Below are 26,384 nucleotides of genomic sequence, written 5' to 3' on the forward strand. Positions count from 1 at the left end.
GATAAGCACTAAGCATTAATGTAGTTTTAACATATTGATTCTCAGTTTAATAAAAAATTGTATCTTTGCACCTTGAAATTTTTAAGCAATTAGTTCGACTAATATTAAGACTTAAAGTAAACACATTTTATGAGAAAAAGTATATTAAAATTAATCATTTTAGTATCGGCTCTAGTAATTGTAAGTTTAGGCTTTACTTCGACAAAAAAAGTCAAAATTCATAAAAATTACCTTGTAACAGATTCCCCAAATCATACTGTAAATAAGAACCTATTCATTGAAGCCAATGTAGGTGTACATCCTCCTTTTTTAGGAAGGTCATTTATTGGTTTCAAAGAGGCACTGGCTTTTAAGGAGTCAAGGGGCGATTATTTTATTACCAATTATCTGGGGTATATGGGAAAATACCAATTTGGCGCTTCAACCCTTGAGCTTTTAGGAGTGTCTAATATCGATATGTTTCTTGCTACACCAGTAATCCAGGAACGGGCATTCATTGCCAATGTTGCCCGGAATAAATGGATATTGAGGAGGGATATTAAACGATTTGTAGGAAAACGCATTGATGGAATATTGGTCACAGAATCAGGAATATTGGCAGCGGCACATTTAGCAGGGGCCGGAAATGTAAAAAAGTATTTGCGTTCTGGAGGTACTGTCGGATTTGAAGATGCCAATGGTGTTTCGATTTTTTACTATATGAAGCGGTTTTCTGGATATGACACCTCATATGTATCCCCTAAAAAAGCAGCAAAAATTTAAAACGGGTATATATTTATTAAGAATGAAGCAACCTCGTCATATTAATTATGATGAGGTTCATTTTTTACAGGGGTTTGAATAATGAAAACACAAGGTCTTTTATTTAATTCTTGTGAACCATATAATTTCCATTCAGATATAGGCTTGGTTTTTACATGTTCTGTAATAAGGGTTATATCACAGGCTATACATAGTAGTGTGTTTGGGTTGAGATAATTAACCAAATCTTCCATTAAACGATCGTTTCTATATGGAGTCTCAATAAAAATTTGTGACTGATTTAGCTCTTTGGAACGCTTCTCTAGTTTCTTAAGCTCTTTTTGTCTTTCTTTTTTATCAATGGGTAGATAGCCATTAAAAGTAAAATTTTGGCCATTAAGACCACTGGACATTAATGCCATTATAATAGATGAAGGTCCAACAAGAGGAATTACCCTTATTCCTTTTTGATGTGCTAAAGCAACAATATTTGCGCCTGGGTCTGCTACACCAGGACACCCTGCATCAGACATTAAAGCAATATTTTGACCTTGAATACACGAAGTTAAGTATTTCTCAAGTTCAACATCATCTGTATATTTGTTGAGAATATGAAATTGTATATTAGACTGAGGTTTTCCTGAGCTCATTTTTTTTATAAATCTTCTCGCTGCTTTTTCACTTTCTACAATGTACTCGTCTATTTTTTCAATGATTGCTTTTGTAGAAACAGGCAATACTTCTAAAGGCTCGTTGTCCCCAATAGTTATAGGGATCAGGTATAAAGAACCATGGTCATTATTATCAAGCATTAATTTGGGACATTATAGCTCGCAAATTTACAAATAAAAATTGAAAACATTGTTGATTTATGTTATAGAAAATAACCTTCTAACAGCTTCTTGATATATGATCAATTATGGCATTACATGCTATATCTAATAAATCATAAACATGTTCAAACCCATTTTCATCTTCGTAATATGGATCAGGGACTTCATCTATGGGCAAAGAGGTTGTACTGAGTATTAGAGCAACCTTTTTCTTATATGCATGATTGGGAGCAAGTTTTATGACATCTTTATAATTAGAGTTATCCATTACAAAAATATAATCGAAAATTTCAAAATCTTCTTTGGTAAACCCTCTGCATTTTTGATCAGTAATGTCAATCCCGTATTTTTTTGCTATTTGAATGGACCGAGGATCGGGAGCGCTTCCAATATGGTAGCCAGCAGTACCTGCAGACTCTACAGATATATCAATATTTTTCACTTTGGATTTCAGGATACCTTCTGCTAATGGTGAGCGACAAATATTGCCTAAGCATACCATTAATATTCGGGTTGCCATTTTCTTATTGGGACAGTTTTTTGGTGAGGTCTTCTAGGTACTTTCTGAATTGCCGGTCTGTCTCTGCTAAATTATCTACTGTTTTACATGCATGGAGTACAGTAGCGTGATCCCGTTTCCCTATTTGAGAACCTATGCTAGCCAAGGAAGCTTTTGTGTATTTTTTTGCAAAAAACATGGCTAATTGTCTTGCTTGAACAATATGTCTCTTTCGTGTTTTTGATTGAAGGGTAGGAACGTCCATTTGGAAATAATCAGACACTACTTTTTGTATGTAGTCGATAGAAACCTCACGTTTAGTGTCTTTTACAAACTTCTGGACAATCTCTGTGGCTAAGTCAATCGTCATTTCTCTTTTATTAAACGAGGATTGGGCTATCAAAGAAATAATAGCACCTTCTAATTCCCGGATGTTTGTTTTTATATTGCGCGCTACATATTGTATGATGATATCATTTATCTGTACTCCATCCCGGTACAGTTTATTTTTAAGAATGGAGACCCTAGTCTCAAAGTCAGGTGTTTGTAATTCGGCAGATAACCCCCATTTGAACCTTGACAGTAAGCGTTGTTCAATATCTTGCATATCTACAGGAGCCTTGTCTGAGGTTAGAACAACCTGCTTGCCATTTTGATGCAAGTGGTTGAAAATATGAAAGAAAACATCTTGTGTTCCTACTTTGCCTGATAAAAATTGTACGTCATCTATGATGAGGACATCTATTAATTGGTAGAAATGAATAAAATCATTTCTGGTATTCTTTTTTACAGCTTCAATGTATTGTTGTGTAAATTTTTCAGCAGAAATATAGAGGACTGTTTTTTCGGGATGTTTTTCTTTTATCTCCACCCCAACAGCATGTGCTAAATGTGTTTTTCCTAAGCCTACTCCTCCAAAAATCAAGAGTGGGTTAAAAGAGGTTCCTCCCGGTTTATTAGCTACAGCTAACCCTGCAGAACGTGCCAATCTGTTGGAGTCCCCTTCTAAAAAATTATCAAATGTATAATTCGGGTTTAACTGCGATTCAATCTTAACATTTCTAATTCCCGGTATTATAAATGGGTTTTTAAGTTCAGGGCTTTTGTTTTTTATTGGTACGTCAACTTCTTGAGCCTGAACATTTGTTCTATTTGTGCTAGGGATTCGCTCAGTAAAGGGTTCTTTATTTCCATAGGTATTTTCCATCTTTATCACGTACATCAACTTGGCATTGTCACCTAATTCTCTTGTTAAAGCTACCTTAAGAAGCTTCACATAATGTTCCTCTAACCATTCATAAAAAAATTTGCTAGGAACTTGTATGCTCAATACGTTACCGGTTAATTTTACTGCTTTTATGGGCTCAAACCATGTTTTATATGCTTGAGGCTGAATATTATCTTTGATAAAAGATAAACAGTTTCTCCATACCGATTGCGCAGTTATATTCATTCCTCTTATAATTTTTTATTTTTAGGTTAGGCAAGAAGAAAAATGAATCTCATATATAGATATATCTTCTTGTTAGTTTAGGCTGAACAAATATGTGAACAAAAAAACTAAAAAAAAAACAAAATAGGGGTTGAATTTTTTATTTTTTTTTTGCATGCGAACTAATGTTAAATTTACATTTTGTTAACATTAGTGAAATAAGTTTAAATGTATGAAAAAATATCATGAAATAAAAGTAAGGGTGCGTTATGCGGAAACAGATCAAATGGGAGTGGTGTATCATGGTAATTATGTGGAATATCTGGAAATTGGCAGGGTAGAATGGCTTAGAAGTATGGGTATTTCATATCGTGAAATGGAAGAAAATGGGACAATACTCCCGATTATCTCTCTGAAAGTAGATTATAAAAAACCGGCAAAGTATGATGATGTGTTAACTGTTAAGACAATGTTATCTGGCAAGCCATCTATAAAGATCATTTTCAATTATGAAATCACGAATGAAAAAGGAGATCTTATAGCCATTGCAAGCACAACATTAGCTTTCATTGATAAGAAATCAGGAAAACCAATGAAGTGCCCGGAAATTATAAGTGATAAGCTAACGGATTAAATTATACTTTTTCAATAATGACCGGATAGAGTGATGTAAATGTATTCAGAATATCGGTAGCATTTTTTTTCCTAATTGCAATGATTATTTCTCCGTTCATTTCCATTTTTTGCGATTTTATTTCAAGTGCTTTCTCTTTGATGATCCGCATTACCTTATCCATATGTTCATATTCAAAGGATATTTTAAAATCAATATTGATTGTTCTTTCCACAATTTGCGCATTTGCTAAGGTCATTTGCGCAGTTGTTTTATAGGCATTTATAAGCCCGCCCACACCTAACTTAATGCCTCCAAAATAACGGACGACTACTAGCAAAGCATTAGTAATACCGAATGATTGTATTTGGCCATATATAGGCATTCCTGCACTATTACTGGGTTCTCCGTCATCATTTACCCGGTAGGCAGGATTGTTCACGCCCAATTGCCATGCATAACAATAATGCCGGGCACTATGGTGTCTTTTCTTAATTGATTCTAATTGGTTTTTTATTTCTGATTCATTTTCTACAGGAAAAGCATATCCATAAAACTTACTGTTTCTGTCTTTGAAGAGAACTTCTCCGGAAGAATGGACGAGTGTTTTATAGATATCATTTTCTAATCCCATATCACCGCTTCATAAAATCCTTATCAAGTAAATCGATTACGTCATCTTTACCAGGAGTTAGATGCCATGTTTTTATGCCTATTTGAGCAGCAGCATCTATATTTTCTTTGGTATCATCAATAAACAATGTTTTTTCGGGAATTAACCTATTTGTTTCAATAACATACTTATAAATAGTCATGTCTGGTTTTCTATGATGAATTTCGTGTGATAAGTAGAATTGTTCAAAACAACTCTTAAAACGTTGGTATTGTTGCAATCCCATAATTTCTTGAACCTGTTCTATGTGTAGCTCATTAGTATTGCTCAATAAAAAAAGCCTGTGGGTATTTTTCCTGGCTAAATTTTCTATAAAATCTAACCGGTGTTGGGGAAAGTCTAAAATAATAGCGTTCCATGCTTTTATCAGTTTGCTTTTAGGAACTTTAGGGAGTAGGCCATGATAATACCCCACAAGGTTATCAGTGCTTACAAGTCCTCTCTCATAATCCTCATTGATGCGATTCATCTCAGGAGTTAGTTCATTAAGCCCATAACTATTCATAATTCGGGGGGTGGCATGCTTGTCCAAATTGATAAAAATATCCCCAAAATCAAAGATGATGCTATCTATCATTGTTCCGTATTATTTTTAGTGTATCATTAGCGATAGTGCCCTGAGTTATTATTTTTCCAGATATTTCAGGGGCTTTAATTCCTAATTTTAAGTTTATTGTACTTTTAAAAATACGTGCTTCATCCCATAAAGCTGAATCTATAAAGGCTTGAATGGTTTTTGCCCCACCTTCAATAATAATACTTTGTATTTCAAGACGGTATAAAACAGCAGCAATTTGTTCAATTATATCTTCAGAAAAATTAATGAATTCAACTAATGTTTGTGTTTTATCAATGGAGAGAGGTAATTTTCCTCTGTGCTTTATATCGGTGATACAAATTGTTTCAGTGCTATCGTCCCATACATTATAATTTGAATATGTTTTTAGTGTACGGTCAATAATGACCCTGATAGGGTTATTTCCATGCCATGCTCTGGTCGTCAATTTTGGGTTATCGACAGTTATGGTGTTTGTGCCGACCAATATAGCTTGTTCTTCACTTCGCCATTTATGAACCAGTTGGCGAGAATATTGATTGCTAATCCATACAGGTTTTCCGGTCTTATTATTTGAGGGGCTAATAAAATTATCGGCACTTTGCGCCCATTTCAAGATAATATAAGGCCTTTTTTGTTTATGGTATGTAAAGAAGCGTTTGTTAAGCCCATTGCATTCATCTTGTAAAATCCCTACAGTTACATTACATCCGGCAGCCATCATTTTTTTTATCCCATTTCCTGATACATTAACATTCGGGTCTATGGTGCCGATTACTACATTTTTGATTCCTGTATTAATGATCAATTCACTACAAGGGGGCGTTTTGCCATAATGGCTACAGGGCTCTAAGTTAACATAAAGTGTAGCTTTTTTTAATTGACTTTTATCTTTTACCGCATTAATAGCATTAACCTCTGCATGAGGCATCCCTGCCTTTCTATGCCAGCCCTCTCCTATAATAGTATTGTTCACTATAATAACACTTCCTACAAGTGGATTGGGATAGGTGTTTCCCATACCATTTTTAGCTAACTCAATACATCTTTTTATATATTTTTCGTGTATATTCACTCCACAAAAATAATTATATAAAAAGAACATGGGCACTATTATTGTTCGAAACATAACAAAAGATGATAATGAAAGGGTTGCTATGATTATTAAGAATGTATTGGAGGATTTCAATGTTCCTAAAACAGGTTCTGCATATGCTGATGATTCACTGAAAGATATGTACAGTACTTATAATAAACCTAATACGATATATTTAGTTGCCGAAGAAAATGGTATGGTGATGGGATGTGCAGGTATCGCTAAACTTGATAATTATGAAGGGAATGTATGTGAACTACAGAAAATGTATATCCTGAAAGAAGGCCGGAGTAAAGGAATTGGGAAAAAACTAATGGAAGAATGCCTTGCCTATGCCAAGGACTTTGGTTACGATGCCTGTTATATAGAAACGATGCCCAATATGGATGTAGCTCAAAAGATGTATAAAAAATACGGATTTGAATACTTATCAGAACGAATGGGAGATACAGGGCATAGTGCTTGTCCGGTATGGATGTTGAAAAAATTATAACAGAATTCCAGGTGAAACTTAAAGTTATACAAGCGTTATTTCATAAGGAGTTAGACGTTATTTACGAGACTGAAGAAGTAAATCATTTTTTCTATATGTTGGCTGAAACATATACCGGAATAAAACCAATCATGTTGGTCTTGGAGCCTGAATTCTCTATAAGTAAGGAAGAGGAAAATCTTTTTTTTGAGGCACTAGCTTGTTTGAAAGAAGAAAAGCCTATCCAATATATTTTAGGAAAGGCTCATTTTTATGGATTGGATTTTATAGTGAATAATGAGGTGCTTATCCCACGTCCTGAAACGGAGGAGCTGGTTAAATGGATTATTGAAGATGTAGAAAACAAAAAACTAAAGATTGAAAAAGAAACTATTAAAATTTTGGATATAGGTACAGGAAGCGGCTGTATTGCAATTGCATTGGCTAAAAGCCTTCCTGAAACACAAATTTTTGCACTGGATATATCTCAGAAAGCTTTGGAAGTTGCTAAAAAAAATACATTGTTAAATGATGTAACAATAAAATTCATTGAAGCAAATATTTTAGAAGTCGACCATCTTACTGAAAAGTTTGACGTTATCGTTTCCAATCCTCCTTATGTGCGAATTACAGAGAAAAAAGAAATGAAAAAGAACGTAGCGTATTATGAGCCACATCAAGCACTTTTTGTAACAGATAACAATCCCTTAATTTTTTATGAAAAAATAGCAGCATTAAGTGTTGATTATTTAAAAAATGGAGGGCAACTATATTTTGAAATAAATCAGTACCTCGGTAATGAAATGATAAGCTTGTTAGAAGAGAAAGGATTTGTTGAAATACAACTTCAAAAAGATCTTTATGGAAATAACCGAATGGTTAGTGCCACAAAAACAATTAAAAACAACAAGAATAAGCATGTCTGAAATTCAAATTAAAATTGAGCAATTAAGAGAAGAACTTCGTGAGCATAATTACAATTACTATGTGCTCGACAATCCGGCTATTTCTGATTATGAATTTGATATGATGCTTGAAAAGCTTAAAGAACTGGAAGCTGCTCACCCTGAATTTTACGATCCTACCTCTCCGACACTTCGGGTGGGGGGCACCATAACGAAACATTTTGAAACGGTAGTGCATGAACACCGCATGTATTCGCTCGACAATTCCTACTCTAAAGAAGATTTAGAAGATTGGGAAAAGCGTATACAACGTATTTTAGGAGATGCTGATATTGAATTTGTCTGTGAATTGAAATATGATGGTGCTTCCATAAGCTTGACATATGAAAATGGTGAGCTGATCCGGGCAGTAACCCGGGGAGATGGCATACAGGGAGATGATGTAACTAACAATGTAAAAACTATTAAATCTGTTCCCTTAAAGTTAAAACCTAGCTATCCTTCTAAATTTGACATCCGTGGTGAAATTATTCTACCTTTTAAAGGTTTTGCGAAAATGAACAAGGAACGTATAGAAGCTGGGGAAGACCCCTATATGAACCCCCGGAATACAGCTAGTGGAAGCTTAAAACTCCAAGACAGCGCTGAAGTAGCTAGGCGGCCGTTAGATTGTTTGTTGTATACCATTGTTAGTAATAAGACCATGATGAAAACCCACTTTGAAGGGTTGGATAAAGCCCGTCAATGGGGTTTTAAAGTTCCGGGAGAAGCCAAATTGTGCAAAACAACAACAGAGGTTATGGAATATGTTACCTATTGGGAAGCACATAAACATGAACTGCCTTATGAAACAGATGGGGTAGTTGTAAAAGTTAACAATATTGCACAACAAGATGAGCTAGGTTATACAGCAAAGTCACCGAGATGGGCAATGGCTTATAAATTTAAGTCGGAACAAGCAACGACGATACTCGATACTATTTCCTATCAGGTAGGAAGAACGGGGGTTATTACACCGGTAGCTAATTTAGAACCTGTATTATTGGCCGGAACTATTGTTAAAAGAGCTTCTTTGCATAATGCTGATCAAATAGAAAAACTTGACATTCGTGAGCGAGATACGGTCTTTGTAGAAAAAGGAGGAGAGATTATTCCGAAAATAATTAGAGTTGATTTTTCAAAAAGACCACTAAATTCAGTGCCTACCATATATATTACAAATTGTCCTGAATGCGGTACTGAATTAATTAGAAAAGAAGGAGAGGCTCAGCATTATTGCCCAAATTATTATGGTTGTCCTCCCCAAATTACTGGGCGAATTCAACATTTTATATCCAGAAAGGCAATGGATATAGAAGGTTTAGGAGCAGAGACTGTAGAACTTTTATATAAGGAAGGGCTTATTAATAACTATGCGGATTTGTATGAGCTGACAGCAGATCAGATCATCCCTTTAGAACGTATGGCTGAGAAGTCAGCTGAAAATATGATAAAGGGTATAGAAGCTTCCAAGCAAGTTCCTTTTGAACGTGTGTTATACGCTTTAGGAATTCGTTATGTAGGAGAGACGGTCGCTAAAAAATTAGCAAGAGAGTATAAGTCTATTGAAGCAATACAGCAGGCCACATTTATGGAACTTGTAATGGTAGATGAAATAGGAGAAAAGATTGCAGAAAGTATTATAGAATTTTTCTCTAAGGAAGAAAACAATACAATTATTCTGCGGTTAAAACATTTTGGGGTTACATTTAATATAGACCCGGAAACAATTAAGGGTCAAACAAATAAGCTAAAAAACCTTATATTTGTAGTATCTGGCGTTTTTGAATCGGTTTCAAGAGACGAGTTAAAAAAACTGATAGAAAACAACGGAGGAAAAGTCGCTTCGTCCATATCTTCCAAAACAAGTTATGTTGTGGCCGGCAATAACATGGGGCCTAGTAAAAAAGAAAAGGCAGAAAAGCTAGGGATACCTGTTATTACGGAGTATCAATTTCAAGAAATGATATGAACATAACGGCTAACCATTTGTACAGGCTTTTCTTTTTATTTTGTACCTCACTTATCATAGGAGAGGTTTTTGATATTTTCTACATTTCAATATTAGGCAGAATTGTATTATTTCCATTAGTGTTCCTTATATATTTTAAGTCTGTAGAAAGGATTAATTATTTGATTTTTCTATTTTTCTTTCTGTGCTTTTTTGGTGATATATATTATGAAATTCTTGGAAATGAATCAATACAGTTATCACTTATTCTTTTCGGAATGAGCTACTTAATATTGGGCGGTTTTTCATATCGTCTTATTGAAAAGGATGGGTTGTTGAAGGTTGTAGCGTCATTAATTACAGTTATTGTAGTATGGATACTATATTATCAATTGTATTTAAAAGATGTTTTTAGTGATGAAACCACACCGTTATATCCCTATATTGTTGCATATGGTATTATCCTAGGGGCACTAAATATTTTAACAAACGTCAGTTTTTTTACGGATGGTTCTGAATTAACATTATATCTGATTATTATTTCGGTATCATTTGTTATAGGAGATGTATTAATGTCCATATATCTCTTTGCAAACCCAATAAAGACTTTTGAAGTTATAAACACAATATCGCATTTAGGAGCATACTATTTTATGCTGCGTTTTGCAGTAGTATATGGAAGGATTAGACCAGAATCGACGTTCCTGTAGCAACTTTTTTCTCACTGTCTAAAAAGAAATCAATTCGCCCCAGATGGATGCCATAGCAACCTACTTGATTGATAAGCATTTCTTCCCCTTTTTTGTTGATATGAATTTCCGGAGCGTCCAAGAAAGTATGCGTATGCCCTCCAATGATGAGGTCAATATTTTCTGTCTGCTTGGCTAATAGCACATCAGATATTATTTCAGGATTTCTGTAGGCATATCCTAAGTGTGATAAGCAGATAACAATATCGCATTGTTTCTCATGCTTTAATATATGGCTCATATCCTGAGCAATCTCTATAGGGTTTAAATATTTGGTCTCTTTAAAATGTTTTTTGGAAACCAACCCCTGGAGTTCAATACCAAGGCCAAACACACCTATTTTGACACCATCCACAATATAAACTTTATTCAGTTTCACATGCGTATCCATAATGGTATTGGTAAAGTCATAATTAGCAGAAAGGAGGTCGAAACCAGCATTAGGAAGTTGAGCATACAACCCTTCTATGCCATTATCAAAATCATGGTTCCCAATAGTTGCCGCATTATAGTTGAGCATGCTCATAAGCTTAAATTCGAGTTCACCACCGTAAAAATTAAAATAAGGTGTTCCTTGGAAAATGTCACCGGCATCAAAAAGCAATGTGTTTGAGTTTTCTTTTCGAATGGCTTCAACAACAGCAGCTCTTCTTGCTACACCACCCTGGTTTGGGTTTCTCGGATCATCTTTAGGCAAAGGATCAATGTGGCTATGTACATCATTGGTATGCAGAATGGTAATATGTTTTGATGTCTCTACCGTACAAGAAGTAGCGAATAGGCTTCCCAGCGCTATTCCTGTGGCTCCGGTTGCAGTTGTTTGGATGAAAATTCGTCTATTCATTGTTTTATGCTAAATCGGTCATCATGCTTAGCTATTATCGTATCCACCTTTTCAAAATAATCAATCATTGCATTTCTAATCAGATAATCAGTTTCAGTAACCCTGATAGGGTTTAAGAAGAAATCCATGTTATCCCCTCCTGTTAACAAATAATTAGACGTTGCTACATGATACGTTCGGTTTTTTACTATTGGTACACCTTTTATGGTCGCATTGTTTAATGTATAATCAGGGTTTAATATTAGTTTTAGTTTTGATATAGGATGCGCTCTTTTTCTTTTTACTAAGTAGTCAATTAACTCATACACTTTTTCACCGGAAAGCTCTGCAACAACAATAGTGTTTTCAAAAGGCATTACTTGATATGCCGTACGCGCATTTATAGCTCCTTTTGGCATAGGAGCACGAATACCTCCGTGGTTGAGAAGTACAAGATCAATCGTTTTCCCCGTACGTTTTTTAAATATTGGATTTGCCGCATCATAAACAATGTCTGCCATTAGGTTTCCAATAGCAGTGTTTAAAGGGCTGTCTGTTTTGGTAATAGCCTTTGGGTTGTATGCAAGCGTACTATCCAATATTTTGTTGATATGTAACCTATATGGGGCAACATATGTATCAACAGCGGCTACTTCAGAAACAGAATCATTGATATTGATTTTTTCCCCTGTTATTTTTGATGTTTTCAGTTTTTGTTGGCAGCTGAAAAAGCAAACAATTGTTACAAAAACAACAAAATGTTTTATTTTCACACACATATTATTTGTCGAGCACTAGATCTTTTATAATTGAATATACATACATTTGCAAGGCAAAGTAAAGATACATGTTTTTACAAAACATAAACCGTTATATAGCAAATAAAGCCCTAAAAAGAAAGCTAAAAGAAGCTCACTTGTCACAAGGCATTGGTGAAGGCAAGATAAAATCATTTGGGTGTATTGTGAATGTAGATGAATTTTCTGATGTTTCACTATTATATAAATTAATGGAAGATACAGGAATTCGAAAAGAACAATTTAAGATAATAGGATTTTCTAAAGGAAAGCGTGATCACACGCAATATAATATTCCAATAGTCACTCCTAAGAGTTTAGACTGGAAGGGAAAAATCATAAATGATGATTACCGGTTGTTTTCACACAAAGAGTATGATTTATTACTGAGTTATTATGGTGAGAAAGTGCCAAAAATATTGAATTTGGCAACCGTATATACAAAAGCCAAATTTAAGATAGGAATGAAAATGGCCAATGGAGCTTATAATCATATGATTTTTGATATAAATACCACATCGTATACTTTGTTCAAAGAGGAACTTATAAAATATCTAACTGTTTTTAAGAAAATATAAGATGCAAAAACTGACAGGGACCGGAATAGCATTGATTACCCCATTTAAGAGTGATTTGAGTGTTGATACAGTGTCGCTCAAGCGTATTGTAAACCATGTGATAGAAGGAGGGGTAGAATACTTAGTAGTATTGGGTACAACAGCAGAAAACGTAACCCTTTCAAAAGAAGAAAAAGAACAGGTAAAAGAAATAATAAAAAAAGAAAACAATAGTAGGGTTCCCATGGTTCTCGGAGTTGGGGGAAATAATACAATGGCAATAATAGAAGAGTTACAATCGACCGATTTATCATCTTATGAAGCAATCCTGTCTGTTTCGCCCTATTATAATAAACCAACACAAGAAGGGATTTATCAACACTATAAAGCAATAGCTAAAACATCGCCCATTCCTATTATCCTTTATAATGTTCCAGGTAGGACAGCGTCCAATATGAACCCCGAAACTGTTATGCGTTTGGCGAATGATTTTAAAAATATTATTGGTATAAAAGAAGCTGCAGGAAACATGGAACAGGCATTACGCTTATTACAAAATAAGCCTGAAGATTTTTTGATTATATCAGGAGACGATATGATGACACTTCCTATGGTATTGGCAGGAGGATCAGGCGTGATATCTGTCATAGGGCAAGGGTTTCCTGTTGAGTTCTCAAATATGGTAAGGCTAGGACTTAAAGGAACTGTAAAAGAAGCCTATGAAATCCATTATAAAATGATGGATATTATCGATATGATCTTTGAAGAAGGAAACCCTGCCGGGATTAAAGCGCTGTTACAAACCCAAGGACTATGTAGTGGTGATGTGCGATTGCCATTAGTAAAAGCTAGTCATAACCTAGCAGCTCGAATAGATCACTATGTGAAACATTTTTAATAGCAATGGTTGTTTCTTTACAGCTAACCAAAAGTTAAAACTATTCTAAAATACTTTCTAGCGCATTGATATTATCATTACTATTGCAATAATGTTTTTTTATTTGGATAGAATAGCTAATTTTGCCGAATGGTTCAAGGAAGAGTCTTTTTATTTCAACTTTTAGCATCATTGTTTCTTTTTACCTCATGTAATGAGTATCAAAAAGCATTGAAAAATGAAGATACAAAGGTAAAATATGAACTGGCTGAAAAATATTATAATGAAGGAGATTATAAACGAGCAGTACGTTTGTATGAACAAATAGTCCCTTCTTTTATAGGAAAACCACAGGGAGAACGTGTTATATATTTTTATGCAGACTCATATTATAAGCTGAAAGATTATTACCTTTCCGGTTACCAGTTTGAGCGTTTTTCCAGTGCATATCCTAAAAGTGACAAAGCAGAAGAAGCAGCTTTTTATGGGGCAAAAAGCTATTATTATTTATCACCGAAATACTCAATAGACCAGACAGATACCAATAAAGCAATAGGAAAGCTTCAGGATTACATCAATAGCTATCCTAATTCTGAACGGATTTCAGAAGCAAATGAGATGGTACAGGAATTGAGAGCAAAGCTGGAAAAGAAAGCATTTGAAACAGCCAAACAATATAACACAATACGTGATTATTATGCCTCAATAAGGTCGTTTGAACTGTTCCTTTTAGATTATCCGGGCTCTGTATATAGGGAAGATGCTATGTACCATAAATTTATAGCCAGTTATAACCTAGCTATAAATAGTATATATAGTAAACAAGAAGAACGGTTAAATGATGCTAAAGCAGCATACAATACATTAAAAAAATATTATCCGGCAACAAAGTATACCGAAGAAGCAGAAAAAATGCTTGCCACAATAGAACAACAATTAAAACGATTTAGTAAATAAGATAAGCACGATGAGTAATTTAAGAAATACCAAAGCTCCTGTATCTACAGTTACAATAGACAAAAATGAGTTTGACGCTCCAACAAATAATATTTATGAAGCGATCTCTATAGTTGCAAAAAGAGCAGATCAAATCAATGCGGAAATCAAAAAAGAGCTTATAGAAAAACTCGAAGAATTTGCTACATATTCAGATAGCTTGGAAGAAATTTTTGAAAACAAGGAACAGATAGAGGTTTCCAAATTTTATGAAAAACTCCCCAAACCACATGCCATTGCTGTCCAAGAATGGCTAGAAGGCAAGATCTATTATAGAAATACAGAAAAATAGTATACCATGTCCATATTAAGTGGCAAGAAAGTACTTTTAGGCATTACAGGAGGAATTGCTGCTTATAAATCAACGTACTTAATTAGGCATTTTATAAAAGAAGGTGCCGAGGTAAAGGTGGTAATGACCGAAAATGCCAAGAATTTTGTTACACCACTTACATTATCTACACTATCAAAAAACCCAGTTATAACATCATTTGTTGATGAAGAAGATGAAAATGCAATGTGGAACAACCATGTTGATCTTGCACTATGGGCAGATCTTATGGTCATAGCTCCTGCAACAGCAAACACATTGTCAAAAATGGCGAATGGGGTATGTGACAATGTATTGTTAGCCACTTACTTATCAGCCAAATGCCCTGTTTATTATGCTCCTGCAATGGATTTAGACATGTATAAGCATAAATCTACATTGCAAACATTTGAAACGCTAACACGATATGGTAATACAATGATTCCTGCCGAACATGGCGAGTTGGCCAGTGGTTTAGTAGGAGAAGGTAGAATGGCAGAGCCTGAAACCATAGTGGCATTTATAAAAGAAGTGATTTTAGATACATTGCCATTAAGAGGTAAAAAAGTGCTTATTACAGCAGGCCCTACCTATGAAGCAATAGACCCTGTCCGTTTTATAGGAAATCACTCCACAGGAAAAATGGGATTTGAATTGGCAAAACAAGCAGCTGATTTGGGGGCAGAAGTACAACTCATCAGTGGCCCTACTCATTTAGATATCCAGCATGAATTAATAACCATTACGAGGGTTGTTAACGCTCAAAGTATGTACGACGCTGTACATCGGCATTATAAGCTCACAGATATTGCTATTTTATCAGCAGCAGTATCTGATTATACTCCGAAAAATGTAGCTGCTAAAAAAATAAAGAAAAAAGAAACCTCTTTAGTAATTGAGTTAGAACCTACTAAAGATATCTTAGCGTCTTTAGGGAACATCAAGGAAAAACAATATTTAGTTGGATTTGCCCTAGAAACAGACAATGAAATAGAAAATGCAAAAGGAAAACTTACTAAAAAGAATTTAGATGCTATTGTTTTAAACTCGTTGAATGACGAAGGGGCGGGGTTTGGAAAACCAACAAATAAAGTTACCTTTATCGACAATGAATTGAATATTAAACCGTTTGAATTAAAAACGAAAAAAGAAGTAGCTGAAGATATTTTTAATGAAATACTGAAACGAATTCATGCTTAAAAAAGTACTATATATTCTAAGTTTTATTTTTTCAACAATTGCTTTTTCACAAGAGCTGAATTGTACTATTATTGTGAATTCAGAGCAGGTAAACCAAACTAATCAACAGATATTCAAAACACTGGAACGTTCTCTGAACGATTATGTCAATAAAACAAAATGGACCAATAAAGTTTATGCACCGCAAGAACGTATTAATTGTAGCATGCTTATTACCATAACCTCTTTTGACTCTAATGACCAGTTTTCGGGAACGATTCAAGTACAATCCAGTCGCCCGGTATTTAACTCGTCTTATGAAAGTCCGGTGTTCAATTATAACGACAAGCAATTTAATTTTAGATATCTAGAGTTTGAACCGCTATTTTATAACCCTAACTCTTTTGATTCTAATCTAATAGGAGTTATCAACTACTATGTATATATTATTCTCGGAATAGATGCCGACACATTTTCGGACAATGGGGGGGATGCTTATTTTAAGCAAGCCAGAGAGATTGTAAATTTAGCACAAGGGAGTGGTTATACAGGGTGGCGACAAATTGATGGAAACCGAACCCGATGGGAGCTCATAGATAATCTACTCTCAAATACCTTCAAAGAATACCGAACAGTAATGTACAACTATCATCGTTTGGGAATGGATATCATGGTTAAAAACCCCAAAGAAGCGAAGCAAACCATTTCGGAAAACATTCGGCTTTTTGAACCACTTATCGCCAGACGTCCTAATGCATTTTTATTGCAAACATTTTTTGATGCTAAGGCGGAAGAAATCTTAAATGTTTTTTCAGATGGTCCAAAAGTAAACGTGGTAACACTTAAAAACACGTTGAACAAGGTAGCCCCTTTCTATGCCAGCACCTGGCAAAAAATAAAATACTAACAAAATTTTGTTAGGTACAAATATGATTTATCTTTGAGATAAGATAAAAACGAAAGCATTGCTCACAACCCTTTCCATTAAAAATTATGCACTTATTGATACATTGGAAGTTGATTTTTCCGATGGACTGATTACCATCACAGGAGAAACGGGAGCCGGAAAATCTATACTTTTGGGAGGTTTGTCATTGGTATTAGGTAAAAGGGCCGATATGAGCACCCTTAAAAACAAAGAAGAAAAATGCATTATTGAAGCAACGTTTGCCATTGCGAACTATCATTTACAACCTTTTTTTGATAAGGAAAACATTGATTATGAATCCTATACGATTATTAGAAGAGAGATTCTCCCATCGGGAAAGTCTAGGGCATTTATAAATGACACGCCGGTTACTTTAGACACGCTTTCCGGTTTGGGTAACCGTTTGATTGATATCCATTCACAGCACCAAACACTACAACTTACCGAGAACCAATTCCAGTTTCAAGTAATTGATGCTGTCGGAAATAATTTGAAGGTACTGGAAAACTATAAAAAAGAATTAGCAGATTATCAAGAAGCAAAGCAGAAACTTCAAAAACTTATCAATTTTCAGGACGAAGCAAACAAAGAGCATGATTACAATTCGTTCCTATTAAAAGAACTTCAAGAGGCACAGCTACAAGAAGGAATGCTTGAGGAACTAGAAGCTATTTATGAAAAACTAAGTAATGTAGAAGCTATAAAAGAACAACTTGTAACTTCCCAACAATTAATAGAAGATGAACAAATAGGGGCTTTAAACACAATAGGGGAACTGAAAAATATTCTCCAGAAACTATCAGGGTTTGGAAATCAATTTGAACAACTATTTAATAGAATACATTCAATAACGATAGAATTGGATGATGTTTATGCTGAAATTCAGAATGTGGCAGAAGATATGGAAGCCAATCCTCAACAGTTAGAAGAAGTCAACACAAAACTCCAAAAACTGTATGACCTTCAGCGAAAACATAATGTGTTGGAAATAAGTGAGCTCATAGCCATACAGTCTGAACTGGAAGAAAAAGTAACAGTTACTGAAAATATAGATACGGAGATAAAAAATGCCCAGATAGTAGTTTTAACATATGAGAAGGAACTAGATAAATTGGCTGCTATAATACATCAGAATAGGATAAAAGCAATCCCAGGATTGGTAAACTATATGGAAGAGGCCCTATCAGAACTAGGCATGGAGAATGCCCGTTTTCAAATCACAATTGAAGAACAAGAAAATTATTTTTCAAACGGAAAAGACCTGTTAAACTTCAAATTTTCAGCAAATAAAGGTGCTGCTTTCGGGGAACTTAAAAAAATAGCTTCCGGAGGAGAACTTTCCCGGATCATGCTGACCATAAAAGCAGTTTTAGCCAAGCATATGAAGCTACCCACTATTATGTTTGATGAAATAGATACAGGGGTGTCCGGAAAAATCGCTGATAAAATGGCCGATATTATGAAAGAGATGAGTCGTAGCATGCAGGTTTTTACCATTACCCATCTTCCACAAATAGCTGCAAAAGGAAGCTCTCATTTTAAAGTCTATAAAGAAGACAAAACATTTTCCACAACAACACAAATGCGAAAACTTAGTGAAGAAGAACGCATCAAAGAAATAGCAGGGATGCTTGCCGGAAAAGAAGTAAGTGACACCGCATTAACACACGCTAAACAACTTCTCAATTAAAGCAATTTAGGTATCTTTGCCACTGGTAAATCTAAAAAACAAAGAAAACCATGTCATATAACTTATTAAAAGGGAAAAAAGGAATCATTTTTGGAGCATTAGACGAAAATTCCATTGCATGGAAAACAGCAGAGCGTGTGCATGAAGAAGGGGGGCAGTTTGTGTTGACAAATGCACCAATTGCAATGCGAATGGGTCAAATAAATGCTTTGGCGGAAAAAACAGGTTCGCAAATTATACCGGCCGATGCTACAAATTTGGAAGACCTCCAAACCCTGGTAACAAAATCAATGGAGATTTTAGGGGGCAAATTAGACTTTGTGTTACATTCTATTGGCATGTCAGTAAATGTTAGAAAAGGACGGGCTTATACTGACCAAAACTATGATTTCACAACAAAAGGTTGGGACGTATCGGCTGTTTCTTTTCATAAAGTGATGCAAACACTGCATAAAGCCGATGCCATGAATGAATGGGGAAGCATTGTAGCATTGACTTATATGGCAGCTCAACGAACATTTCCTGATTATAATGACATGGCGGATAACAAAGCTTATTTAGAATCGATAGCCAGAAGCTTTGGATATTTCTTCGGGAAAGACAAAAAAGTACGTGTAAATACGATTTCACAATCCCCTACACCTACTACAGCAGGGCAAGGAGTAAAAGGGTTTGATGGTTTCATAGCATATGCTGATATGATGTCGCCTCTTGGAAATGCTACAGCATTGGATTGTGCAAACTATACAGTTTCATTATTTTCTGATTTGACTAAAAAGGTAACTATGCAGAACCTTTTCCATGATGGAGGCTTTTCTAATACTGGAGTTAGTAACGAAGTAATAAATAAATTTATGGAATAGAATAATGTTCTAAGAATATGAAGCCACCTTGATGGTGGCTTTTTTGTTACTTAAATGGTTACTTTTGTATTATGAGCCGCTACTATTCTATTATAGTTCCCGTATATAACCGCCCTCAGGAAATAGAGGAGTTATTAGAAAGTATTGTGCTACAGACTTATAAAAACCGTTTTGAGGTAATTATTATAGAGGATGGAAGTGCCGAAACTTCAGGAAATGTTATTGAAAATTATAAAGCCAAACTTCATATTAACTATTATTTTAAAGAAAACTCAGGCCCCGGTGATTCCAGAAATTATGGGATGAAACGGGCAGAAGGCAACTATTTCATTATTTTGGATTCCGATTGCCTGCTCCCGCCCGAATACTTAGAACAAGTAGACAAAGCATTGAATAATAACTATGTAGATTGTTTTGGCGGTCCGGATAATGCACATGTATCTTTTTCTTTAATTCAGAAAGCGATCAACTATGCGATGACCTCCTTTCTTACTACTGGTGGTATTCGGGGGAAAAAGAACGCAGTTAATAAATTTGAGCCGAGAAGCTTTAATATGGGACTTTCAAAACAAGCATTTGAAGACACAAAAGGATTTAGGAATATACATCCGGGCGAGGATCCTGACCTGGCTATACGAGTTCGTAAAGCAGGTTACAAAACTTGCTTGATTGAAAAGGCCTTCGTTTATCATAAACGTAGGGTTTCCTGGAAAAAATTCTATCATCAAGTGTATAAATTTGGATTGGCAAGACCTGTTTTGAGCCGATGGCATCCTTCTAGTAGTAAAATAACATACTGGTTCCCTTCACTGTTCTTATGTGGTTTTGCAATGGGAATTGTATTGGCTATTTCAGGGTATTATCACTTAATTATGGTATATGGGGGATATTTCGGATTAATTATGCTAGATTCTGCTATTAAAAATAAAAATATTTTGGTAGCAATACTAACGGCATATGCGGTTTTAATTCAATTTTATGGTTATGGTGTTGCGTTTGTTAAATCAACATTGTTATTAAATATTTCCGGAAAAAAACCGGAAAAAATACTACCTGAATTATTTTATGAATAAAAAGATTGAGAAAATAACAGCTTTTATAGAAGGTGTTTTTAGAAAACGAAATGCAACAGTATTCTTATTGTTTTTTATATTTTCCTGCATACTTTGGTTTTTAATTAAGCTTTCAGATAGTTACACCGGAGAAACCAACATACGGATTAGCTATAAGGCCGTTCCTTCTGAAAAAATAATTTTAGGGGCACCTCCACAGAAAGTAAAGACAATTATAGAAGGTAGGGGGTTTCAAATATTAAGCTTTAGATTGTTTGGGAGAAAGTTGGAACTAGATGTCTCAAAAGCACTTTCTAAACATCAAAAAAACTATTTTACCGCGGATGCGATTAGACAGCAAATGAATATCCAATTTTCCAAAAACATTACCATTCAAGAGGTATTGACAGATACTGTTTTTATAGACTTGGGCATCAATAAAAGAAAAAAAATCCCTGTGATCCCTCAACTAACAATCAATTATGTAAAAGACTATGCGCTTTATGATAGTTTAATTGTTGACCCTTCACACATAATCGTAAGTGGCCCTGAAGACATAGTTGATACGATTTATTCCATAGCGACCCAAAGAAGGGTTTTAGACAATATCAATTCAAATATCGAAATCACAGAAGCGTTAATACTCCCTAAAAAAGAAAAATCATTATCTTTTAGTCATTCATCCGTAATCATAAAAGGCCAAGTAGTTCGCTTTTCAGAAAAAATATTAAAAGTCCCAGTAATTGTTACTAATAAACCAATAGATGTAAGTGTTCGATTATTTCCAAATGAAGTTCGAATAGTATGCCGTGGAAGGTTTGAAGATCTCAAAAACAGTAATATGGAGGACTTTATGGTTGTGTGTGACTACAATTCAATTACAGGATCATCAAATTATATGATTCCATCTATTAAACAAATACCTGAATGGGCAAAAGAGGCCGAGTTGTTGGATAAAAAAATAGAATTCTTAATTAAACGTGAATGATTGTTGGGCTTACAGGAGGCATAGGGAGTGGAAAATCAACGGTTGGAAATATGTTTGCCGGGTTGGGAATCCCAGTGTATATAGCAGATGAGGCTGCTAAAAACATTATGAATACCTCTGATAAGGTACGGAATCAAATAATCAGTTTATTTGGTGAGGCTGCGTATTCGGGAAAAGAGCCTAACAGAACATATATTGCAAAAATAGTTTTTAACAACCCGAAGAAATTACAGGAACTTAATAGAATTATACACCCGAAAGTTAAAAAAGATTTTGAAAAATGGGTTGAACGACAAAACGCTCCATATGTGATAAAGGAAGCAGCTATTTTATTTGAGAGTGGTGCAGATAAAGGATGTGACTATACAATTACAGTAACGGCTCCAACAGAAGAACGCATCGCAAGAGTTATGAAAAGAGATGAAACAACAAGGGAAGCAGTTATAGGCCGAATGAATAATCAGTGGGGAGAAGAAAAAAGAGTGGCTTTATCAGATTTTGTGATTGAAAATACAAGTCTTCATGATACAGCAAATCAGGTTAATGAGATTCACGAAATATTGATTAAAAAAAACACTTCGCTATAATTTTAACATTTTTGTTAAGTTTAGGTTAAAAGCAAACCCAAACCAAAGTGAAACTTTTAATTTTGACTAGATGAGTAAGAAATTATTCGTTTTGTTGGTAGTACTGATGAGTTTGTCGCTCATTGGAATCATATTTGTACAGGGATATTGGATAAAAGTTGCCATAGACAATAAAGAAGAGCAATTTACATACAATGTACAAGAGGTTTTAAAGACCGTATCAAATAATATCCAACAACGCGAAATCCGTGAGTTTTCCGATAAGCTCCTAAGCCTAAAAGACAGTATTGGAACATTAAAGGAAACACAGTTACGGGAAATCCTCTTTATAGACAGGGATGAGAAAAATAATGAAACATTTATTTATTCTCATGGAATTCTAGAAGAAGATTATGCAATCTCATCGGCGTTCTTTGAAAATAGTACTGATATAGATTCCACAAATGTCAAAAATTATAAGACAAAGCGGACCACAACAATTATTAAAAGTGAATATGGTTTGGACGGAAAACTTTCGACCCCTATTCAAAAAATTGAGAAATATGGAAACCTTTCTTCTATAGAAAAAGTCCAATATGAAAGTGTGGTTAAAGATATTGCTAAACGGACACCTATCCATAAGCGGATATCTACCAACGAGATAGAACTGCTTATGCAACGTGAATTGAATAGCAGAGGTATAGATATTGATTACGAATATGGTGTTTACAGTAAAGGATTGGCAACAAAAGTGCGGTCGCGTGGTTTTAAATTAAGTAATGAAACCCGTTACAAAACATCTTTATTCATAGATAATGATGGCGAAAGTAATTATGATTTACTAGTGAGCTTTCCGAAAAAGAAAAAATTTCTTTTCTCATCTATTATCGGCATGGCATTGCTATCTATTATGTTCACACTAATTATCATTTTGGCATATTCCAGTGCTTTGTACCAACTCATACGCCAGAAACAAATATCGGAGATAAAAACCGACTTTATAAATAATATGACCCATGAGTTTAAAACACCAATAGCAACTATAAATCTAGCTTTAGATTCTATGAAAAACCCTAAGGCATTCGGAGATTCAGAAAAGGTAAAACGTTATTTGCAAATGATACGAGATGAGAATAAACGGATGCATGCACAAGTGGAAAATGTGTTGAGGATATCTAAATTGGAGAAGAATCAGCTGGATATAAGTAAAGACCGTGTGGACATCCATGATATCATAAATGATGCTGTTATTCACGTTTCTTTAATTGTGGAAAACAAAGGGGGGTATGTTAACCAGCATTTAAATGCAAACAGGAGTGAAGTATTGGCCAATGATGTGCATTTTACGAATGTTTTGGTAAATATTTTAGACAATGCCATTAAATATTCGCCGGATGCTCCTAAGATTGATGTTTTTACGGAAGTTATTGGTAATAATATAATGATTAAAATTCAAGACCAGGGTCCCGGGATGAATAAAGCAGTACTAAAAAAAATATTTGAAAAGTTTTACAGAGAGCCTACAGGCAATATCCATAATGTTAAGGGACATGGATTGGGTCTTGCTTATGTAAAACGAATTGTTGAAGATCATCAAGGAGAAGTCTTTGCAGAAAGTGAAAAAGGCAAAGGCAGTACCTTTTATATAAAACTCCCCTTAATATAAAAATTATGGAAGAAGCGAATAAAAAAGTCTTATTGGTAGAAGATGACCCGAACTTCGGAATTGTCTTAAAAGATTACCTTACCATGAACAATTTTGATGTTGTTTTGGCAAAAAACGGTATGGAAGGGTTTGAAAAGTTTAAAAAAGACAATTACGATTTGTGTATACTCGATGTAATGATGCCTTATAAGGATGGGTTTACGTTAGCGAGGGACATTAGAGAGAAGAATGAAAACGTCCCTATCATTTTTTTGACAGCAAAAACAATGAAAGAAGATGTTCTTAAAGGCTACAAGGCTGGGGCAGATGATTATTTAAATAAACCTTTTGACTCGGAAGTATTGCTATATAAGATAAAGGCAATTATGCAACGTAAAGCTTCAGATTCATTAGCAGATAGCAAACAATTCGAGTTTCAGATAGGGAACTTTCATTTAAATTCAAAGCTACGGTTTTTAACCTTTAAGGATGAAGATCCTATAAAACTATCTCCTAAGGAAAATGAATTGCTACGCTTGTTAGCATTGCATGAAAATGACCTGATGCCCCGTGAACTGGCACTGACTAAGATATGGAGAGATGATAATTACTTTACATCCAGAAGCATGGATGTATACATAGCAAAACTCCGGAAATACCTAAAGAAAGATGAAAACGTGGAGATATTAAACATTCACGGAGAAGGGTTTAGGTTAGTTATAAAAAATAAAGTAGCGTCGTAATCTGACGTAGAGTAATAGTAAAAAGCCGGTTTGTCCGGCTTTTTTTATGGTATTTGTTGGGGTGTATTTTTAATTGTACAGTCAATATCATTTATAATATTCTGCAGATCAGTTTTGTGATCAAACCATTTTATAGCACTGTTTTTTCTGAACCAAGTTAGTTGTCTTTTAGCATACCGTCTGGTATTTTTTTTGATTTCTTCTATAGCTCCTTTCAACGAACACTTATTTTCCAAATGATTAAATAGTTCTTTGTACCCTACAGTTTGAAGTGCGTTCAGGTTTTTATACTTGTCGAGTCTTTTTACTTCCTCAAGTAAACCTTCTTCCATCATCCTGTCAACCCGCTTGTTGATTTGGTCATATAGTATATCTCTATCAACAGTCAACCCAACCAAAACACTATTGAACATTCGATTTTTCGATTGTTTTTTTAAAAAAGAAGAAAAAGGCTTATTGGTTCCTATACAAATTTCTAATGCACGAATGACTCTATGTGGGTTTTGAATGTCGGCTGTTTTATAATATTCAGGATCTAATTTTTTAAGTTGCGTTTGTAGAATATGAATCCCTTCAGCTTTATATTGGTAATTGAGTTTTTCACGAACAATGGGGCTAACTTCAGGAAAGTCGTCGAGCCCTTTGATGACAGCATTGATGTATAAGCCACTACCGCCCACCATGATTACAACGGTGTGCTTTTCAAATAACTCACTTAAGAGGGCAACAGCATCACTTTCAAAATCACCTACGGTATAGGTGTCAAAAATACTTTTATGTTGAATAAAATAGTGTGGTGCAGCATTAAGCTCTTCTTTTGTGGGAACAGCTGTTCCGATATCCATCTCTCTATAAAACTGTCGTGAATCTGCTGATATTATTACTGTTTTATAATGCTTTGCCAGGGCAATAGCTAAAGACGTTTTGCCTATTGCAGTAGGGCCAACAACGGTGATAAGGTATTTTTGGCTAATCATCTAACAACGCTCCACAATTATAACAATATTTTGCATCATCATTATGACTTTCTGTGCCACAATGATGGCATGATTGTGTATTGGTATGTATTTTTTTAGATTGTTGTTTTGAAAATTCAACAGTCACAATGCCGGTAGGGACTGCAATAATTCCATACCCAAGTATCATAATAAATGTAGCGATTGTTTGCCCTAAAGCTGTTTGTGGAGCAATGTCACCATAGCCGACAGTAGTAAGTGTTACGATAGTCCAATAAATGCTTCTTGGAATACTAGTAAAGCCACTTTCATCACTTTCAATAAGGTACATTATGGTACCCAGTATGACAGATAAAATAAGTACAGTATAAATGAAAATAGTGATTTTTGTCCTGCTTGCTTTTAAAGCTTGCCTAAGTAAGGAAGCCTCCCCAAGAAACCGCACAAGCTTTAAAATTCTAAAAATCCTCAACAAACGTAGGGCTCTTAAAGCCAATAATGCTTGAGAACCGGCTATAAAGAAAGAGATATACAAAGGAATAGTAGATAAAAAATCAACAATTCCGTAAAAGCTAAAAATATAATTACTTGGTTTTTTTATGGAAACAATACGGGCGATGTATTCAATACTAAAGAAAATTGTAATTATCCATTCGGCAAGAAGCAGGTACTTATGATAGTCGGCATCAATATGTTTAACACTTTCCAGCATTACTAATACAATACTGATTAGTATCAGTATTATTAATATTATGTCAAAGAGCTTACCCATAGGAGTGTCAGCTTCATAAATAATTTCATGGAGCTTGTGCTTCCAAGGCATACGCTTTTTATTTCTCATAAGTGTATCTAAAA

Annotated in this window: 29 protein-coding genes; 19 read left to right on the forward strand and 10 right to left on the reverse strand. The window is 34.7% G+C overall.

All coding sequences use genetic code 11. The features are described from left to right. Window positions 1–129: 129 nt before the first annotated feature. Window positions 130–762, forward strand: coding sequence for a peptidoglycan-binding protein LysM (locus WBG21_RS00065; protein WP_340073490.1), 633 nt, complete (start codon window positions 130–132; stop codon window positions 760–762). Between the two features lie 41 nt (window positions 763–803). On the opposite strand, the gene WBG21_RS00070 is transcribed toward WBG21_RS00065, so the two are convergent. The 3 genes from WBG21_RS00070 to dnaA form a co-directional block, all read right to left on the reverse strand. Further along, window positions 804–1,553: an SAM-dependent methyltransferase gene (locus WBG21_RS00070; protein ID WP_340073492.1), complete on the reverse strand. Its 750-nt coding sequence runs from the start codon at window positions 1,551–1,553 to the stop codon at window positions 804–806. A 79-nt stretch (window positions 1,554–1,632) separates the two neighbouring features. Beyond that, entirely contained in the window at window positions 1,633–2,094 is a 462-nt protein-coding gene (locus tag WBG21_RS00075; protein WP_340073494.1) for a low molecular weight protein-tyrosine-phosphatase, read from the reverse strand. Window positions 2,095–2,098: 4 nt separating this feature from the next. Continuing rightward, window positions 2,099–3,526, reverse strand: a complete 1,428-nt coding sequence (gene dnaA / locus WBG21_RS00080) for a chromosomal replication initiator protein DnaA (RefSeq protein WP_340073496.1) — start codon at window positions 3,524–3,526, stop codon at window positions 2,099–2,101. Between the two features lie 211 nt (window positions 3,527–3,737). Between dnaA and WBG21_RS00085 the strand changes: the two genes are divergently transcribed. Next, on the forward strand, window positions 3,738–4,139 hold the full coding sequence (locus WBG21_RS00085) for an acyl-CoA thioesterase (RefSeq protein ID WP_340073498.1): 402 nt from the start codon (window positions 3,738–3,740) through the stop codon (window positions 4,137–4,139). A 1-nt stretch (window position 4,140) separates the two neighbouring features. Here WBG21_RS00085 and WBG21_RS00090 read toward each other — a convergent pair whose 3' ends face one another. From WBG21_RS00090 to ribD, 3 genes are read right to left on the reverse strand one after another with little or no spacing between them, the layout of a single operon-like run. Next, a complete protein-coding gene (locus WBG21_RS00090) occupies window positions 4,141–4,752 on the reverse strand; it encodes an IMPACT family protein (protein WP_340073500.1) in 612 nt (203 codons plus the stop codon). A 1-nt stretch (window position 4,753) separates the two neighbouring features. Next, window positions 4,754–5,368 (reverse strand): HAD-IA family hydrolase, encoded by a 615-nt coding sequence (locus tag WBG21_RS00095; RefSeq protein ID WP_340073503.1) that lies wholly within the window; start codon window positions 5,366–5,368, stop codon window positions 4,754–4,756. Further along, entirely contained in the window at window positions 5,358–6,422 is a 1,065-nt protein-coding gene (gene ribD / locus WBG21_RS00100) for a bifunctional diaminohydroxyphosphoribosylaminopyrimidine deaminase/5-amino-6-(5-phosphoribosylamino)uracil reductase RibD (protein ID WP_340073505.1), read from the reverse strand. Before ribD ends, WBG21_RS00095 begins: the two co-directional genes overlap by 11 nt. A 28-nt stretch (window positions 6,423–6,450) precedes the next feature. On the opposite strand from ribD, the gene WBG21_RS00105 reads away from it, so the two are divergent. The 4 genes from WBG21_RS00105 to WBG21_RS00120 all read left to right on the forward strand — a co-directional run bounded on the left by WBG21_RS00105 (window position 6,451) and on the right by WBG21_RS00120 (window position 10,520). Beyond that, entirely contained in the window at window positions 6,451–6,936 is a 486-nt protein-coding gene (locus tag WBG21_RS00105; protein WP_340073508.1) for a GNAT family N-acetyltransferase, read from the forward strand. Window positions 6,937–6,947: 11 nt separating this feature from the next. Then, window positions 6,948–7,841, forward strand: a complete 894-nt coding sequence (prmC, locus tag WBG21_RS00110) for a peptide chain release factor N(5)-glutamine methyltransferase (protein WP_340073510.1) — start codon at window positions 6,948–6,950, stop codon at window positions 7,839–7,841. Further along, window positions 7,834–9,831 carry an NAD-dependent DNA ligase LigA gene (ligA, locus tag WBG21_RS00115; protein WP_340074237.1) on the forward strand — a complete coding sequence of 666 codons (1,998 nt, stop codon included), beginning with the start codon at window positions 7,834–7,836 and terminating at the stop codon, window positions 9,829–9,831. Before prmC ends, ligA begins: the two co-directional genes overlap by 8 nt. Window positions 9,832–10,088: 257 nt before the next feature. After that, the gene (locus WBG21_RS00120) at window positions 10,089–10,520 is read left to right on the forward strand and encodes a hypothetical protein (RefSeq protein WP_340073513.1); all 432 of its coding nucleotides are present in this window, start codon (window positions 10,089–10,091) and stop codon (window positions 10,518–10,520) included. Here WBG21_RS00120 and WBG21_RS00125 read toward each other — a convergent pair. Together WBG21_RS00125 and WBG21_RS00130 are read right to left on the reverse strand one after the other, a co-directional pair. After that, window positions 10,495–11,403, reverse strand: a complete 909-nt coding sequence (locus WBG21_RS00125) for a bifunctional metallophosphatase/5'-nucleotidase (RefSeq protein WP_340073515.1) — start codon at window positions 11,401–11,403, stop codon at window positions 10,495–10,497. The genes WBG21_RS00120 and WBG21_RS00125 overlap by 26 nt on opposite strands. Continuing rightward, on the reverse strand, window positions 11,400–12,161 hold the full coding sequence (locus tag WBG21_RS00130) for a 5'-nucleotidase (protein WP_340073517.1): 762 nt from the start codon (window positions 12,159–12,161) through the stop codon (window positions 11,400–11,402). The genes WBG21_RS00125 and WBG21_RS00130 overlap by 4 nt, the downstream gene beginning before the upstream one ends. Before the next feature lie 68 nt (window positions 12,162–12,229). Between WBG21_RS00130 and WBG21_RS00135 the strand changes: the two genes are divergently transcribed. The 13 genes from WBG21_RS00135 to WBG21_RS00195 all read left to right on the forward strand — a co-directional run bounded on the left by WBG21_RS00135 (window position 12,230) and on the right by WBG21_RS00195 (window position 24,573). Continuing rightward, window positions 12,230–12,757 carry a DUF6913 domain-containing protein gene (locus WBG21_RS00135; protein ID WP_340073519.1) on the forward strand — a complete coding sequence of 176 codons (528 nt, stop codon included), beginning with the start codon at window positions 12,230–12,232 and terminating at the stop codon, window positions 12,755–12,757. A gap of 1 nt (window position 12,758) precedes the next feature. Further along, window positions 12,759–13,634 carry a 4-hydroxy-tetrahydrodipicolinate synthase gene (dapA, locus tag WBG21_RS00140; RefSeq protein WP_340073521.1) on the forward strand — a complete coding sequence of 292 codons (876 nt, stop codon included), beginning with the start codon at window positions 12,759–12,761 and terminating at the stop codon, window positions 13,632–13,634. Between the two features lie 129 nt (window positions 13,635–13,763). Then, entirely contained in the window at window positions 13,764–14,570 is an 807-nt protein-coding gene (locus WBG21_RS00145) for an outer membrane protein assembly factor BamD (RefSeq protein ID WP_340073523.1), read from the forward strand. A gap of 10 nt (window positions 14,571–14,580) precedes the next feature. Continuing rightward, complete coding sequence (locus WBG21_RS00150) at window positions 14,581–14,901, forward strand: DNA-directed RNA polymerase subunit omega (protein WP_340073525.1); 321 nt, start codon at window positions 14,581–14,583, stop codon at window positions 14,899–14,901. Window positions 14,902–14,907: 6 nt separating this feature from the next. Continuing rightward, window positions 14,908–16,119: a bifunctional phosphopantothenoylcysteine decarboxylase/phosphopantothenate--cysteine ligase CoaBC gene (gene coaBC / locus WBG21_RS00155; protein WP_340073527.1), complete on the forward strand. Its 1,212-nt coding sequence runs from the start codon at window positions 14,908–14,910 to the stop codon at window positions 16,117–16,119. Beyond that, window positions 16,112–17,005, forward strand: coding sequence for a type IX secretion system protein PorD (gene porD / locus WBG21_RS00160; protein WP_340073529.1), 894 nt, complete (start codon window positions 16,112–16,114; stop codon window positions 17,003–17,005). The genes coaBC and porD overlap by 8 nt, the downstream gene beginning before the upstream one ends. Window positions 17,006–17,063: 58 nt before the next feature. Beyond that, complete coding sequence (gene recN, locus WBG21_RS00165) at window positions 17,064–18,716, forward strand: DNA repair protein RecN (protein ID WP_340073531.1); 1,653 nt, start codon at window positions 17,064–17,066, stop codon at window positions 18,714–18,716. A gap of 50 nt (window positions 18,717–18,766) precedes the next feature. Further along, complete coding sequence (locus WBG21_RS00170) at window positions 18,767–19,579, forward strand: enoyl-ACP reductase FabI (protein WP_340073532.1); 813 nt, start codon at window positions 18,767–18,769, stop codon at window positions 19,577–19,579. Between the two features lie 71 nt (window positions 19,580–19,650). Beyond that, entirely contained in the window at window positions 19,651–20,652 is a 1,002-nt protein-coding gene (locus WBG21_RS00175; protein ID WP_340073534.1) for a glycosyltransferase family 2 protein, read from the forward strand. Beyond that, window positions 20,645–21,619, forward strand: coding sequence for a YbbR-like domain-containing protein (locus WBG21_RS00180; RefSeq protein WP_340073537.1), 975 nt, complete (start codon window positions 20,645–20,647; stop codon window positions 21,617–21,619). The genes WBG21_RS00175 and WBG21_RS00180 overlap by 8 nt, the downstream gene beginning before the upstream one ends. After that, a complete protein-coding gene (gene coaE, locus WBG21_RS00185; RefSeq protein WP_340073539.1) occupies window positions 21,616–22,206 on the forward strand; it encodes a dephospho-CoA kinase in 591 nt (196 codons plus the stop codon). Before WBG21_RS00180 ends, coaE begins: the two co-directional genes overlap by 4 nt. A gap of 70 nt (window positions 22,207–22,276) precedes the next feature. Further along, complete coding sequence (locus WBG21_RS00190) at window positions 22,277–23,851, forward strand: sensor histidine kinase (protein ID WP_340073542.1); 1,575 nt, start codon at window positions 22,277–22,279, stop codon at window positions 23,849–23,851. A gap of 5 nt (window positions 23,852–23,856) precedes the next feature. Beyond that, window positions 23,857–24,573: a response regulator transcription factor gene (locus WBG21_RS00195; protein WP_340073544.1), complete on the forward strand. Its 717-nt coding sequence runs from the start codon at window positions 23,857–23,859 to the stop codon at window positions 24,571–24,573. Window positions 24,574–24,617: 44 nt separating this feature from the next. Here the strand turns inward: WBG21_RS00195 and miaA are convergent, their stop codons facing one another. Both miaA and WBG21_RS00205 read right to left on the reverse strand, forming a co-directional pair. Then, window positions 24,618–25,550 carry a tRNA (adenosine(37)-N6)-dimethylallyltransferase MiaA gene (miaA, locus tag WBG21_RS00200; RefSeq protein ID WP_340073546.1) on the reverse strand — a complete coding sequence of 311 codons (933 nt, stop codon included), beginning with the start codon at window positions 25,548–25,550 and terminating at the stop codon, window positions 24,618–24,620. Next, a complete protein-coding gene (locus WBG21_RS00205; protein ID WP_340073548.1) occupies window positions 25,543–26,370 on the reverse strand; it encodes an ion transporter in 828 nt (275 codons plus the stop codon). The genes miaA and WBG21_RS00205 overlap by 8 nt, the downstream gene beginning before the upstream one ends. Window positions 26,371–26,384 lie beyond the last annotated feature (14 nt).

Source organism: Leptobacterium meishanense (genome assembly GCF_037645805.1).
Classification (GTDB): Bacteria; Bacteroidota; Bacteroidia; order Flavobacteriales; family Flavobacteriaceae; genus Leptobacterium_A; species Leptobacterium_A meishanense.